The organism is Streptomyces sp. NPDC004609 (assembly GCF_042873655.1).
Classification (GTDB): Bacteria; Actinomycetota; Actinomycetes; order Streptomycetales; family Streptomycetaceae; genus Streptomyces.
In genome coordinates, this window is the sequence record NZ_JBIALS010000023.1 from 58,495 (window position 1) to 72,725 (window position 14,231).

Below are 14,231 nucleotides of genomic sequence, written 5' to 3' on the forward strand. Positions count from 1 at the left end.
AACCGGAACGCGCAAGTCCAGTTGATCGCCTGTGAAACACGATCAAGGAAATCCGATCAGCGCAGGTGCACAACTGGCCACCAAATCGGTATCAAAAATGTAAAAAGCAAGACCACGTTCCTGGGCTTGTCATACAGTCGCAAACATCAATACCGTCACACTTCCACCCGCATTGGCTCATCAGCAAGCGGCTCTAGGGGAGGGCTCAAGCGTCGCGATGGTCCGGAGCGGGTGGGTGCGGTAGGGGGGTGCCGTCTCGGTTTTCGTGCTCTTGCCGAGCCGTGCCGCGCGGCCAGTTCTGCAACTCGCCGGACCTGTACGGAGTGCTGCTCCGTGATGGGCCGGTGAAGAAGTAACCCCCCTTTAAACCGGACACTCATCCGGATCGCCCGGGGGCGGGCGATCCACCGGTGGAGAGGGAAAACAGACCCATGAGTTCAGTCCTGCGCCCGGCCGCTCCGGGGCAAGATCAGTCGTTGTCGGCCACCGACCGCGCCGCTGTCCGCATTCCGATACAGCCGACGGCGGAATCCGCGGAGGCCCGCTACCGGCCGATCTCGTCCCATCTGGCGATCACCCCGCCCGTGAGCGTGGTCATCCCCGCGATGAACGAGGCCGAGAACCTGCCGTACGTGTTCAAGACCCTGCCCGACTGGATCCATGAAGTGGTCCTCGTGGACGGGAACTCCACCGACAACACCGTCGAGGTCGCGCGTGAGCTGTGGCCCGACGTCAAGGTGGTCAAGCAGGCGGGCAAGGGCAAGGGCGACGCGCTGATCAGCGGATTCGCCGCCTGCACCGGCGACATCATCGTCATGGTCGACGCCGACGGCTCCGCGGACGGCAACGAGATCGTCTCCTATGTCTCCGCCCTGGTCTCCGGCGCCGACTTCGCCAAGGGCTCCCGTTTCGCCAACGGCGGCGGCACGGACGACATGACCTTCATCCGCAAGATGGGCAACTGGGCCCTGTGCAGCGTCGTCAACGCCAAGTTCGGCGCCCGCTACACCGATCTCTGCTACGGCTACAACGCCTTCTGGAAGCACTGCCTCGACGAGATCACCCTCGACTGCACCGGCTTCGAGATCGAGACCCTGATGAACATCCGGGTCGTCAAGGCCGGGCTGCGCGTCCAGGAGGTCCCGAGCCACGAGTACAACCGCATCCACGGCGTCAGCAACCTCAGCGCCGTCCGCGACGGGATCCGTGTGCTCAAGGTCATCCTCAAGGAGAAGGGTGTGACCCGCGCCGCACGCCGTCGGGGCGCGGGCACGCTCGGAGTGAAGGTCGCGCGGGGAGAGACGTCTTGAGCGACCACCGTTTCTCGGTGGTGATCTGCGCCTACACCGAGGACCGCTGGGAGGACATCCTCGCGGCGGTCGACTCGGTACGGAACCAGTCGCTGCCCGCGCTGGAGACGCTGCTCGTGGTGGACCACAACCCGGCCCTGCTGGAGCGGCTCACCAGGGAGTACAAGGAGTACGGGCGAGAGGCCGGGGACCCGGCCCCGGGCGCACGGGTGCGGGTGCTCGCCAACGCGGGCCCCCGCGGCCTGTCCTCCGGCCGCAACACCGGAATCGCGGCCGCCCGCGGCGCGTTCGTCGCCTTCCTCGACGACGACGCCGTGGCCGAGCGCGACTGGCTGCGGTACTTCGCCGAGGCGTACGACGACCCGGCGGTCATGGCCGTCGGGGGACGGACCGACGCCGCCTGGGCCTCCGGCCGCCGGCCGGCCTGGTTCCCCGAGGAGTTCGACTGGGTCGTGGGCTGCACCTACCGGGGGCTGCCCGCCGGCAAGGTGCGGGTGCGCAACGTCCTCGGCGGGAACGCCTCCTTCCGGCGTACCGCGTTCGACGCCGCCGGCGGCTTCGCCACCGGCATCGGGCGCGACGGCGACAAGCGCCCGCTGGGGTGCGAGGAGACCGAGCTGTGCATCCGCCTCGCCGAGGCGGTACCGGGCGCCGTCCTGCTCATCGACGACCGCGCCGTGATCCACCACAAGGTCCCCGCCGTGCGCGAGCGGTTCGCCTACTTCCGTACGCGCACCTACGCCGAGGGCCTGTCCAAGGCACTCGTCGCCAAGAGCGTGGGCGCGGGCAAGGGCCTGGAGTCCGAGCGCCGCTACACCACCCGGGTGCTGCCCGCCGGAGTGGTGCGCGGGCTGCGCGACGCGGCCCGCGGACGCCGGGGCGGAGCGGGCCGGGCCGGCGCGATCATCGCCGGGGTGGCGGTGGCCGCGGGCGGATACGTGGTCGGAACGGCACGGGCTCGCAAGGGCGGTGTGACGTTCTCGTCGGGACCGATCCAGCCGCTGCCCGCCGAGGGAGCCGCAGGCTCGCCGTCGCCCGCGGCACAGGGCGGGGCGGCGCGGTGAGCCGGCCCGTCCCCGTCCTGATGTACCACGCCGTCGGGCACCGTCCGGCGAAGGAGACCCTGGGACTCTCCGTCTCCCCCGGGGCCTTCGCCGAGCAGATGGAACTCCTCCGCGAACGGGGCTTCACGCCCGTCTCCACCGCCGAGCTCGGAGAGTCCTGGCGCTCGGGCGGCCGCAGGCCCCTGCCCGGACGGCCGGTGCTGATCACCTTCGACGACGGATACGAAGGCGTGCACCGGCACGCCCTCCCCGTCCTGGCCGAGCACGGTTTCGCCTCGACCCTGTTCGTCTCGACCGGCTGGCTGCGCGGGGAGTACGACGAGGGCGGCGCGATCGACACCATGCTCGACTGGGACCAGGTGCGGGAACTGGCCGCCGCCGGCACCGAGATCGGCGGGCACACCCACAGCCATCCGCAGATGGACCAGCTCGACGACGAGCGGCTGCGGTACGAGACCGTCCGCTGCCGCGACATCATCACCGACGAACTGGGCACCCCGCCGCTCTCCTTCGCCTACCCCTACGGCTACTCCAGCCGCCGGGTGCGGGCCACCGTGCGGGCGGCGGGCTTCGCGCAGTCCTTCGCCGTCGGCAACGCGCTCGCGCGGCCCGCGCAGGGGCCGTACGCCATCGAACGGGTGACCGTGCGGCGGAACACCGGCATCGACGAATTCGAACGGCTCGTCGAGGGGCGGGCCATCGGCCGGAACTTCGCCAAGGACCGCGCCCTGACCAAGGGATACGCGGCGGTGCGGCGGACCCGCAGGGCGGTCACGGTCATCCGGCGGACGGCGGCCGAACTGGCGAGCGACTGAGTCACCTACGGCGGGCCCGGCGGACGTACCCGCCCCGGTGGAGCCTCCGGTACGCGGGTCTGCGTACCGGTCGGTCCCCGCGCGCGGATCCGCGTACCAGTACGGCACACCGCCGTGTCACGGTGACCGTGCTCCCGCCGCGCCCCGGGACAAAACTCCGTGCGACGGGCGGGCCGGTGCCGGATCATGGGGCGCATGTCTGCCGCACAGCCCCATGACGCGCTCCCGATCCGGCTCAACCTCGACGACAGCGACTCACCCCTGGACGTCGTGGACGCGCTGTTCCTCGGCCGCTTCGCGACGGGAGCACAGCCGTACTCCCACAGCAGCAGCATCGACCGTGTCAGGCCCGGTGTCACGCTGCTCCCTGCGGCGGCGACCGTCCTGCGCACCGCGCGCGACGACGACGACAGCCGGGTGCTCGCCGAGGGTGACGGCTGGACCGTGCACGTCTCCCGCTGGAACCGGGGTGCCGATGTCACCGTGACCGCCGTCACGGCCGAACTCGCCGAGACCATCCTCAAGGAGGCGACCGATAACGCGGCCGACGAGCCCGAGCCGCAGCCGGAGAACGTCACCATGGGGTTCTGGTACGTCTCCCCGCGGCGCGGTCCGCACCGGACCACGCGCCAGATCGCGGCCGGTACCTGGGACGAGGTCCGCGCCAACTACACCGCGCCCGTCGCCGACGCGATGGACCGTCTGATGAAGGTCACCCCGGACGACATCTCCGGCCGGCTGCTGCTGCTCCACGGGCCGCCCGGCACCGGCAAGACCTCCGCGCTGCGGACGCTGGCGCGTTCCTGGCGCGACTGGTGCCAGGTCGACTGCGTCCTCGACCCCGAGCGGCTCTTCAACGACGTCGGCTACCTCATGGACATCGCGATCGGCGAGGACGAGGGCACGGCGAAGGGCCGGTGGCGGCTGCTTCTGCTGGAGGACTGCGACGAACTGATCCGGGGTGAGGCGAAGCACACCGCGGGCCAGGCGCTGTCCCGGCTGCTGAACCTCACGGACGGTCTCCTCGGGCAGGGCCGCAATGTCCTCGTCGGCGTCACGACCAACGAGGACCTGGAGCGGCTCCATCCCGCGGTGGTGCGACCGGGCCGCTGCCTGGCCCGGATCGAGGTGGGCCCGCTGACCCGCGAGGAGTCGGCGGGCTGGCTGGGCACGGAGGAGGGGGTCGGCCGTGAGGGCGCGACGCTGGCGGAGCTGTACGCGCTGCGGAGGGGCAGTACGCCGCCCTCGATCCCCGACCAGCACCCGCCGACGGCGGGCCTGTACCTCTAGGTTGCTCTGCGGCGGGGTTACCCGGGGTACGGCCCCCACGACCTGCGGGCCCTTGCGGGGCTCCGCCCCGGACCCCGCGCCTCAAACGCCGGCGAGGCTGAAATTCCGCACCCCGCCCCCGAACCGGGAGGAAGCGGAGAATCCGCCCCTGCCCCCGGACCGGGAGGAAGCTGAATTTCCGCACCCCACACCGGGAGGAGGCAAAGAATCCACCCCCTGCCCCCGAACTGGGAGGAAGCGGAGAATCCGAACCCCGCCCCGGACCGGTCCGGGGCAGAGATCCGTCCCGCGCCTCGGAATCAGGGGGGATCGTCCGATGGCGCGGGGTCAGATGTCGTACGTCACCCGGAGGGCGTCGTCCAGGGCCGCGCGGGCCTCGTCGCGGGTGAGGCCCAGCCGCTTCGCCCGCTCGGCGTACGCGCGGGCCGCGAGGGCGACTTCACGTTCCGCCGCACCGCCCACCGCCGCGACGAAGGTCCCGTGGCGGCCGCGGGTCTCGACGACCCCGTCGGACTCCAGCGCGCGGTACGCCTTCGCGACGGTGTTCGCCGCGAGGCCGAGGTCCTCCGCGAGGCCCCGTACGGTCGGCAGGCGGTAGCCCACGGGGAGCGTGCCGGACCGGGCCAGTTCGGAGATCCGGGCGCGGAGCTGTTCGAATGGTGCCACGCCCGAATCGGCGTCGACGACGATCTTCAAGGTCACCCGGGGATTCTCCCCCATGAACATGAAAGGCAGCCGGTATGACCGTCGAGGTCCACCTGGTCAAGGCGGGCAGAACCAAGATCCGCTACCCCGCGGCGCCCGTCGCCGACGACGGCCGTCATCTGGTGGTGCGTGCCCCGTGGGCTTCCGGCGGTGTGCGGGACTTCGGGTTCGTCCGCTTCGAGCCGGGCGATGTGTTCACCGAGCACTACTGGCGGGACGGATGGTACGCGGTGAAGGAGGTCCGGTCCGGGGGCGGCGTACTCAAGGGCTGGTACTGCGACATCACCCGGCCCGCCGAACTGAGCCGGGGCGTGCTGACGGTCGAGGATCTGGATCTCGATCTGTGGGTGTCGGCCGATCGCGCCGAGGTGCTCCGCCTGGACGAGGACGAGTTCGCACAGAGCGGTCTCGCCGTGAGCGACCCCGAGGCCGCGGCCCGCGCGGTGAAGGCCCTGGACGAGTTGGAGGCGCTGGCGCTCGCCGGCGGCCTGGACGAACTGCTCGCGCACCAGTAGGGGAGGACGGGGGCGACCGGTGCCGGATCTCAGGGCCGTCCCGCAATCCACGGTGGGACAGCGCTCAGGCGACGGCCTTGCGGTAGTGGATGCGGTTGTACTGACCGTCGGCGCGCCGCGCCTCCACCTCGTACCCGTAGCGCGCGTAGAGGTTCTGGTTCTCCCACATCAGCGCGTTGGTGTAGAGGCGGATCTCGCCCAGCCCCAGCTCCCGCGCGCGGGCCTCCGCGAGGCCGAGCAGCGCGCGGCCGAGTCCGGTGCCGCGGGCGTCCGGGTGGACGGCGACGGACTCCAGGAAGAGATGGTCGTCGTGGGGGACGAGGACGATGACGCCCCGTACGGGTTCCCCCGCGACGAACACCCGCCCCGCCGCCACATCGGCGGCGTGATCCGCCTTCATGGGGGCGGGCACGACTCCGATCCGGTCGATGTAGTGGTGGTAGGCCGCATCGGTCACGGTTTTCACCAAAAGCACATCTTCAGGTGCGGCGGGGCGAGTGTCCATGTTCATACCTATACGTTACTGCGGCGCATGATCAGCTTCTTCAACCACGGCCACGCGAGCAGGATGACGATCACGGCGTAGACCGTGATGGAGAACGCTGTGTCGAACAGACCGGAGACGCTGCCGTTGCTGATCTGGAGCGCACGGCGCAGCTGCTGTTCGGCGGCCGGGCCGAGGATCACTCCGATCACGGCGGGCAGGACGGGGAGCCCGTACCGCCGCATCCCGAAGCCGATCAGACCGATCACCAGCAGGATGATCAGATCGAGTGCCTCGCCGCCGACGGCGTACGCGCCGACTCCGGCGAAGAACAGGATTCCCGCGTACAGATAGGGGCGGGGGATGCGCAGGAGCTTCGCCCAGACCGGGGCGAGCGGCAGGTTCAGGGCGAGCAGCAGCACCATGCCGACGAAGAGGGAGGCGATCAGGCCCCACACCAGGTCGGGCTCGCGTTCGAAGAGGAGCGGTCCGGGCTGGATGCCGTACTGCTGGAAGGCGGCGAGCATGACCGCGGCGACCGCCGTCGTCGGCAGTCCGAGCGTGAGCATCGAGACGAGGGTGCCCGCGGCGGAGGCGGATGCCGCCGACTCGGGTCCGGCCACACCCTCGATCGCGCCCTTGCCGAACTCCTCCTTGTGCTTGGAGAGCCGCTTCTCGGTGACGTACGACAGGAAGGTCGGGATCTCCGCACCGCCCGCGGGGATCGCCCCGAAGGGAAAGCCGATGGCGGGGCCGCGGAGCCAGGACTTCCAGGTGCGCCGTACGTCGGACTTGGCGAGCCAGGGGCGGCCGACGGGTATCGGGTCCGCCGTGTTGCGGCGCAGGTGGGCGGCGACCCAGAGCGCCTCGCCGATGGCGAAGAGCCCGACCGCGACGATGACGACGTCGACGCCGTCGGCGAGCTGGAGGGAGCCGAAGGTGAGCCGCTGCTGGCCGGTCATCTGGTCGAGGCCGACGAGCCCGATGGTGAGGCCGATCAGCAGGGAGGCGAGTCCGCGGACCCGGGAGGAGCCGAGGACGGAGGTGACCGCGATGAACGCGAGCACCATGATGGCGAAGTAGTCGGGGGCGCCGATGTCGACCGCGAGGTCGGCGATCTTGGGGGCGAGGGCGACCAGCAGGATCGTACCGATCATGCCGCCGGCGAAGTGGCCGATCGCGGCGGCGGCGAGCGCTTGCGACCCGCGGCCCGATTTGGCCATGGGGTTGCCTTCGATGGCGGCGACGACGGCCGCGCTCTCCCCCGGTGTGTTGAGCAGGATGGAGGTGGTGGACCCGCCGAACATGGCGCCGTAGTAGATACCGGCGAACATGATGAACGCGCCGGTCGGTTCCAGGCCGTAGGTCACGGGCAGCAGCAGGGCCACCGCCATCGCCGGTCCGATGCCCGGCAGTACACCGATCGCGGTGCCGAGGAGTACGCCGATCGCCGCCCAGAGGAGGTTGATCGGAGTCAGGGCGGTGCCGAAGCCGTCCAGGAGCGAATTGAGTGAATCCACTGGCTACAGCACCCCCATGAGCGGGCCGCCCGGCAGGGGAACGCCGAGCAGGTCGTTGAAGACGTAGTACGTGAGGAGGGCGAGTACAGCGGCGATCATCGGGTCGCGGGTGTAGTTCCTGCTGCCGAGGGCGAAGGCCGCTCCCCAGAAGAGCAGGGTTCCGGCGATGGGGAAGCCGATGGGGCCGATGAGCACGGCGAAGGCGAGGAAGACCCCGGCCAGAAGGAGGACGGTCTGCCAGTCGCTGGGTTCGCTCAGATCGATGTCCTCACCGCCCTCGGCCTCGCCGTGCCCGCCGCGCAGGACGTCGACGGCGAGCAGGAGGGCGACGAGCAGCAGGCCGATGCCGACGACGACCGGTACGGTCTTGGGGCCGACGGGTCCGCGCTGGGCGATCTCGACGTCCATGGTGAGCGCGTCGGTCAGGACGAGCACCCCGATGGCGAACAGCAGCACGCTGACGCCGAGTTCGGAGTGCTCGCGCAGCCAGGCCCGGCCCGGACGGCCCGCGCTCGGGGGGCTGTCCGCTATCTGCGGCCCGGGAGATTTCTGCGAGTTCACAGTCCCAGCTCCTTCAGCACCGAGTCCACGCGCTTGTCCTGCTCCTTGAGGAAGTCACCGAACTTGTCACCGGTGAGGAAGGCGTCGCTCCAGCCGTTCTTCTTGAGCGACTGACGCCACTGCTCCGAGTCGTGGAGTGCCTCGATCAGGCCGATGAGCTTGTCGCGTTCGGCTCCGGAGAGGCCGGGCGGGGCGACGATGCCGCGCCAGTTGGTGAACTCGGTGTCGAGCCCGGCCTCCCGGAGGGTGGGGGCGTCCAGGCCGGGGACCCGCTGGGGGCCGGTGACGGCGAGCAGCCTGAGTTCGCCGGACTTGATCTGATCGAGGTACTCGCCGACACCCGAGACGCCGAAGGCGACCTTGTTCCCGAGGATGGAGGCGAGGAGTTCACCACCGCCGTCGTAGGGGATGTAGTTGACGGTCTTGGGGGTGATCCCGGCGGCCTGGGCCATGAGCATGGGGGCGAGGTGATCGGGCCCGCCGGGTGACGAGCCGCCGCCGACGGCCAGGTCACCGGGGTCCTTCTTCCAGGCGGTGAGGAGGTCCTGGATGGTTTTGTACGGGGAGCTCTTGGAGACGACGACGATGCCCTGCTCCTCGGTGAGCCGGGCGATCGGGGTCGTGTCGGAGAGCGTCTTGGGGGACTTGTTGGTGTGTACGGCTCCGACGACGCCCAGGCCCATGGACATGGCGAGCCGGCCGTTGCCGTGTTCGCCGGCCAGCCGGGCCAGACCCACCGTGCCGCCGGCGCCGGGCAGGTTGAACACCTCGATGTTGTGGGTCAGGTCGGCGTCCTCGGCGTTCTTGGCCGCTGTACGTGCGGTGATGTCATAGCCCCCGCCGGGGGTGTTGGGAACCATGAACCGCAGACCGGGGATCTGGGTACCGGTTTCGGAGGCGTCGCCGGTGCTGAGCAGGGGCGGCCCCACGATCACCAGCAACGCAGCCCCGAGCAGGGCGAGGGGAGTGCGCAATCGCACGTGAGCCGCCTCTCAGGTAGGGGGAAGGTGTGAGGTGGCCCACATGTTGCCGGTGCGTTAAGGAAGTGTCTCTCTTCCGGAATCAACGGACGTTGTGGTCATTGTGGTCGCGCCATAGCGTGTGCGCGTGATGAACGTGCTGGTGGTGGACGACGACTTCATGGTCGCCAAGCTGCACTGCCGCTATGTGGCGGCTACGGAGGGATTCCGGGTCGTCGGGGTGGCCCATACCGGGGCGGAAGCCCTGCGTGCGGCGGAGCGGCTGCGGCCGGATCTTGTCCTGTTGGACATCTATCTGCCCGATATGGACGGCCTGAGTGTGCTGCGTGAACTGCGTGCCGCCGAGGAACGTGACGCGACGCGCACGACCGTCGACGCACTGTTCATCACGGCCGCGCGGGACGCCGGCCTGGTACGGGCCGCGCTGCGTGCCGGCGCGCTGCACTATCTGATCAAGCCGTTCAACCAGGCAGCCCTGCAAGAGCAGTTGCGCCATGTGGCCGCGCTGCGCTCACGCTTCGAGCGGCTGCGCGAGGCGCGCCAGGAGGACGTGGACCAGATCTTCGGCACCCGCCCGCCCGGCTCCCGCGAACTCCCCAAGGGCCTCGCGGCCCACACGGCCGAACTCGTCGAACGAATCCTCCGCGAGCACCCCGGCGACCTCTCGGCCTCCGAGTGCGCCGAAGCGGGCTCCCTGTCCCGGGTCAGCGCCCGCCGCTACCTGGAGTACTTCGTGGAGACCGGACGCGTCGAAGTGACCCTCCGCTACGGCGGCACGGGCCGCCCCGAACGCCGCTACCGCCTGATCGGCGCCGGCTGACCCCCACGCCCCTCACCCCCATGACCCGGTGAGCCCCTCACCCCGTACACCCGGGAATGAGTCACCCCTTGGGCCTGGTGAGCCCCCTCACCCCGTACACCCGGCGAGTGAGTCACCCCATGTGCCTGGTGAGTGAGCCGAAGGGGGCCCTGGGGTGCCGAAAGGGAGAACGCGCGCAGGCCGCGATACCGCGCCGTCCCTGCGCCTTCACCCCATGTCCCGGTGAGTGAGCCGAAGGGGGCCGTGGGTGTCGAAAGGGAGAACGCGCGGAGGCCGTGAGGAACGAGCGGTCGAGCACGATCGACCGTCGACACACACTGAAGGCCCCCGGTGGGGGTCCCCCCGGACGGAGTCTGGGGGAGAGGGAACCACAAAAAATACAGCGCGTCGGTCACTGTCCGGACCACGTTCCCACGGCCCACCCCGTCCGCCCCCACCAAACCCCCCGCCGTACGCCCCCTACACCCCCTACGCCCCCGAAAGACCCCCCACCCCCTCCCCCCATCAGCGAGAACCGGCCCCACCCGCCCCATGAGCCTCGCCTGCGGAAGCCGCGGCCAGGCCCCCGTCCATCGCCGGGAGCCCGCCCCGGGCTCGGTGAGGGCCGCTTTCCGGCCTCTTCCTCAGCCCGTTCTTAGCGCCTCCTTAAAGCAAGGATAAGGATGAGGATGTTGTTGTCCTCCGAGGCGTTTTCCGTGTGTCGAGGGGCTAGCTTGCTGCTCGCCGGGGCTTGGTCCGAACCAGTGCGCAAGAGGTGAACACGGGCCGCGCCGCCCGTTCGGACCAGCCCTGGACCCCCACGAATGCCCGTCTTGAGGAGAACGTCACCATGACCGCTCGCCGTAAGGTCACCACGGTCGTCGCACTCGGCTTCGCGCCGCTCGCGCTGGCCGGGCTGGCGGCCGCTCCGGCCTCCGCACACGGTTCCATGACGGACCCGGTGAGCCGGATTGCCGCGTGCTACGCCGAGGGCCCGGAGAGCCCGGACTCGGACGCGTGCAAGGCTCTCGTCTCGACGGGCGGCACCCAGCCGCTGTACGACTGGAACGAGGTCAACATCGGCGACGCCGCCGGGGCGCACAAGAGCAAGATCCCGGACGGCAAGCTGTGCAGCGCGGGGCGTGACAAGTACCGGGGTCTGGACGCTCCCCGCACGGACTGGCCGTCCGCCAAGATGACCGCGGGCGCCCACACGTTCCGCTGGCGGGCCACCGCTCCGCACAAGGGCACGCTGTCGCTGTACATCACCAAGGACGGCTACGACCCGACTCAGCCGCTGAAGTGGTCGGACCTGGAGGAGCAGCCGTTCGCTTCGGTGACCGACCCGTCGCTGGAGAACGGCGCGTTCGTCTTCAACGGGACCGTGCCGAACAAGTCGGGCCGTCACCTGGTGTACTCGATCCTCCAGCGCTCGGACTCCCCCGAGGCGTTCTACACCTGTTCCGACGTCGTCTTCGGCGGTGCGGGCGGCGCCGTCGTCGCGTCCGCCCCCTCGGACGGACAGATCAAGAAGGGCACGGCGAAGTCCTCGGTCGACCACAACGGCCACGGCGGGGACACTCCGGCCGAGGCCAAGCGGAACGAGACCTACGCCGAGAACTCGGCGGCCGGTGACGGCACCGCGGCCGGTGGTACGGACGCGGCCGGGACCGGCACCTCGGGCAGCGCTCCCGAGGCGCAGGGCGGCGGCACCGAGAGGCTCGCCAAGACGGGCGGCGACAGCAACACGCCGTACCTCGCGCTGGGCGGTGCCACGGCTCTCGCGATCGGCGCCGGAGTGATGTTCGCCGCGGCGCGGCGCAGGGCGGTCGGCGGCCGGGGCCGCTGACCGTCCCCCACAGCACCTCCGGTGGTGAATCCGACTTCCCCCCACGGCACCGCCGGTGGTGAAACTGCGCGTCCGTCATTCAAAGACGGACGCGCAGTTCGTTGTGGTGGCCCTCGCCGGGTCGAGGGCGTTGGCCACCTCGTGGTGCGCGATCCGGTCGAAGAGGCCGATCGCGACATGCTCGGACGCGTCGAGGGCGCACAGGTCCTGGACGACCACGTTTCTGACGTCCGGTCCGGTCAGGAACTGCGAGCGGTACGGGGTGACCACCTGGTCGTACCGGGTGGCGATGACGGTGTACCGGACACCGGGCACCGTGTCCCCGCCCTCGTTGAGCTTCTCGATGAAGGCGGACCCCGCGATCTGGTCGGCGAACGCGGGGGTGGCGGACGAGATCAGCTCCCGGGCGCCGGGGAAGTACGGCAGCAGCCGGGTGAGACCGGACAGGGTGGTCCCGCGGTTGCTGGGAGCGATGCCGATGAGCGCGTTCACCTTCGCCGCACCGCCCAGGTACTTGAGGTAGTAGCGCGGCATCATGCCGCCCTGGGAGTGGCCGACGAGATCGGTTTCGGACGCTCCGGTCGCCGCGAGCACCCGGTCGACGAAGGCGCCGAGCTGACCGGCCGACGTGTCGACCGGGCCGAGGCCGTGGAAGAACGGCACGCCGGGCAGCTGCCCGTAGTCGAGGGAGTAGACGCAGTAGCCGCGGGCGACGAGGTAGGGGGCGAGGCCGAGCCAGTTGTCGACGGCGTTCCCGAGGGTTCCGTGGACGAGGACGACCGGGCGGGGATGGGCGGCGGACGGCTTGCAGGACCAGTCGTTCCAGCCACTGCGGGGAGCCGGGGCGGCGGCCGCCCCGGCAGTGACAGGACCGGCGGCGGCGGGTACGGCGGCCGTGGGGGCGGCTGTGGCGGTGGGGGTCAGACCGACGGCGGTGGCCAGCAGCAGGGCGGCGGCGGGTCCGAGCAGGCGCTTCCAGGGCGGCATCGGGCAGTCTCCTTGCGGCTCAAGGGGAGTGGCGACGAGCGTAGATTGTGGTGCCCACGACAAGCTACGCACGGGTAATCACGGCTGGGAAGTTACGCGTCGGTAAAAACTGAGTCCCTGTCAGCAGAGCCGACGGCGGCCCGCCGGTCGCCCGGGCGGGCGCGGACGTCGGCCATTCGGCCCCGCCCCGCCTGCGCGATCCGCGCGCTCCGCCGACCGTGAGGCCATGACGCGGACATCGGACGGCCCGCACGAGGGCCCGCCTTCCCCACGCCGTACCGGATTTCCGGCCGAGGTCCGGGACGCGGTGAGCTTGCGCGCCGCGCTCCTGGTCATCGGAGTGCTGGCGCTCCAGCTCGCCTTCATCACCTCGTACATCGGCGCCTTCCACGAGCCGAAGCCGCATCGGATCCCGCTCGCCGTCGTCACCCCCTCCGTCACGGCCGACGACGAGACCGTGGCGCTGCTCGCCTCGCTGCCGGGCGATCCGCTCGATCCGCGTGCCGTCGCCGACGAGGCGGCCGCGCGGCGGCAGATCGAGGACCGCGAGGTCGACGGGGCGCTGGTGATCGGCCCCCGGGGCCCCGACCGCCTCCTCGTCGCCGGGGCGTCGGGCGCCTCGCTCGCCCAGGCCCTCACCGAGGTCGTGGCCGCGGTGGAGAAGGCCCAGGGACGCACCCTGGAAGTGGTGGACGTGGTCCCCGGCTCCCCTGGCGACGCCCGCGGCCTCTCGTCCTTCTATCTGGTCGTGGGGTGGTGCGTGGGCGGCTATCTGTGCGCCGCGGTCCTCGCGATCAGCGCGGGCGCACGGCCCGCCAACCCGGAACGCGCCGTGATCCGGCTGGGAGTGCTGCTGGTGTACGCGATCGTCGCCGGGCTGCTCGGCGCGGTGATCGCCGGCCCGGTGCTGGACGCGCTGCCCGGCAGTCTGCCCGCTCTGTGGGGGCTCGGCGCGCTGCTGGTCTTCGCGGTGGGCGCGGTCACGCTGGCGCTCCAGGGCCTCGCGGGCATCATCGGGGTCGGACTGGCGATCCTGCTGGTGGTCGTCCTCGGTAATCCGAGCGCGGGCGGGGCCTATCCGTATCCGCTGCTTCCCTCGTTCTGGCGGACGATCGGGCCCGCGCTGCCGCCGGGCGCGGGAACGTTCGCGGCCCGCTCCATCGCGTACTTCCGGGGCAATGGCGCGGGTGGCCCGATGCTGGTCCTCGCCGCCTGGGCGGCGGGAGGGGCGGCGGTCACCATGGTGTGCGCGCTGCTGCGGCGCCGGACGGCGGAGCCCGTGGAGCCCCGGTCCGCGGGCTGAGGGTCCCGGACCCGGGACGGCCCGCCCGAGGGCCGCGCCCCGCGTGCGC

General features: G+C 70.8%; 14 protein-coding genes. 8 read left to right on the plus strand and 6 right to left on the minus strand.

Annotated features, from left to right (window positions below; translation table 11 throughout):
* Positions 1-431 precede the first annotated feature (431 nt).
* From ACFYT4_RS22620 to ACFYT4_RS22635, 4 genes are all read left to right on the plus strand, one after another.
* Positions 432-1,310, plus strand: a complete 879-nt coding sequence (locus ACFYT4_RS22620; RefSeq protein WP_389271773.1) for a glycosyltransferase family 2 protein — start codon at positions 432-434, stop codon at positions 1,308-1,310.
* Positions 1,307-2,374 (plus strand): glycosyltransferase family 2 protein, encoded by a 1,068-nt coding sequence (locus ACFYT4_RS22625; RefSeq protein WP_389271776.1) that lies wholly within the window; start codon positions 1,307-1,309, stop codon positions 2,372-2,374. Before ACFYT4_RS22620 ends, ACFYT4_RS22625 begins: the two co-directional genes overlap by 4 nt.
* A gap of 20 nt (positions 2,375-2,394) precedes the next feature.
* Entirely contained in the window at positions 2,395-3,189 is a 795-nt protein-coding gene (locus tag ACFYT4_RS22630; protein ID WP_389271951.1) for a polysaccharide deacetylase family protein, read from the plus strand.
* A gap of 186 nt (positions 3,190-3,375) precedes the next feature.
* The gene (locus ACFYT4_RS22635) at positions 3,376-4,479 is read left to right on the plus strand and encodes a DUF5925 domain-containing protein (protein WP_389271779.1); all 1,104 of its coding nucleotides are present in this window, start codon (positions 3,376-3,378) and stop codon (positions 4,477-4,479) included.
* 327 nt (positions 4,480-4,806) lie between these two features.
* Here ACFYT4_RS22635 and ACFYT4_RS22640 read toward each other — a convergent pair whose 3' ends face one another.
* A complete protein-coding gene (locus ACFYT4_RS22640; RefSeq protein ID WP_389271782.1) occupies positions 4,807-5,181 on the minus strand; it encodes a GntR family transcriptional regulator in 375 nt (124 codons plus the stop codon).
* A gap of 38 nt (positions 5,182-5,219) precedes the next feature.
* On the opposite strand from ACFYT4_RS22640, the gene ACFYT4_RS22645 reads away from it, so the two are divergent.
* The gene (locus ACFYT4_RS22645; protein WP_389271785.1) at positions 5,220-5,699 is read left to right on the plus strand and encodes a DUF402 domain-containing protein; all 480 of its coding nucleotides are present in this window, start codon (positions 5,220-5,222) and stop codon (positions 5,697-5,699) included.
* Positions 5,700-5,763: 64 nt separating this feature from the next.
* On the opposite strand, the gene ACFYT4_RS22650 is transcribed toward ACFYT4_RS22645, so the two are convergent.
* From ACFYT4_RS22650 to ACFYT4_RS22665, 4 genes are read right to left on the minus strand one after another with little or no spacing between them, the layout of a single operon-like run.
* Positions 5,764-6,204 carry a GNAT family N-acetyltransferase gene (locus tag ACFYT4_RS22650; protein ID WP_389271954.1) on the minus strand — a complete coding sequence of 147 codons (441 nt, stop codon included), beginning with the start codon at positions 6,202-6,204 and terminating at the stop codon, positions 5,764-5,766.
* 8 nt (positions 6,205-6,212) lie between these two features.
* Complete coding sequence (locus ACFYT4_RS22655; protein ID WP_389271788.1) at positions 6,213-7,703, minus strand: tripartite tricarboxylate transporter permease; 1,491 nt, start codon at positions 7,701-7,703, stop codon at positions 6,213-6,215.
* 3 nt (positions 7,704-7,706) lie between these two features.
* Complete coding sequence (locus tag ACFYT4_RS22660; protein WP_389271957.1) at positions 7,707-8,234, minus strand: tripartite tricarboxylate transporter TctB family protein; 528 nt, start codon at positions 8,232-8,234, stop codon at positions 7,707-7,709.
* A gap of 26 nt (positions 8,235-8,260) precedes the next feature.
* Positions 8,261-9,244 (minus strand): Bug family tripartite tricarboxylate transporter substrate binding protein, encoded by a 984-nt coding sequence (locus ACFYT4_RS22665; protein WP_389271791.1) that lies wholly within the window; start codon positions 9,242-9,244, stop codon positions 8,261-8,263.
* Between the two features lie 130 nt (positions 9,245-9,374).
* Between ACFYT4_RS22665 and ACFYT4_RS22670 the strand changes: the two genes are divergently transcribed.
* On the plus strand, positions 9,375-10,064 hold the full coding sequence (locus ACFYT4_RS22670; RefSeq protein ID WP_389271960.1) for a response regulator: 690 nt from the start codon (positions 9,375-9,377) through the stop codon (positions 10,062-10,064).
* An 829-nt stretch (positions 10,065-10,893) separates the two neighbouring features.
* Positions 10,894-11,892 carry a lytic polysaccharide monooxygenase gene (locus ACFYT4_RS22675; RefSeq protein WP_389271794.1) on the plus strand — a complete coding sequence of 333 codons (999 nt, stop codon included), beginning with the start codon at positions 10,894-10,896 and terminating at the stop codon, positions 11,890-11,892.
* Positions 11,893-11,967: 75 nt separating this feature from the next.
* Here the strand turns inward: ACFYT4_RS22675 and ACFYT4_RS22680 are convergent, their stop codons facing one another.
* Positions 11,968-12,879 carry an esterase/lipase family protein gene (locus ACFYT4_RS22680; protein WP_389271797.1) on the minus strand — a complete coding sequence of 304 codons (912 nt, stop codon included), beginning with the start codon at positions 12,877-12,879 and terminating at the stop codon, positions 11,968-11,970.
* Positions 12,880-13,105: 226 nt separating this feature from the next.
* Between ACFYT4_RS22680 and ACFYT4_RS22685 the strand changes: the two genes are divergently transcribed.
* Positions 13,106-14,182, plus strand: a complete 1,077-nt coding sequence (locus ACFYT4_RS22685; RefSeq protein WP_389271800.1) for a DUF3533 domain-containing protein — start codon at positions 13,106-13,108, stop codon at positions 14,180-14,182.
* Positions 14,183-14,231 lie beyond the last annotated feature (49 nt).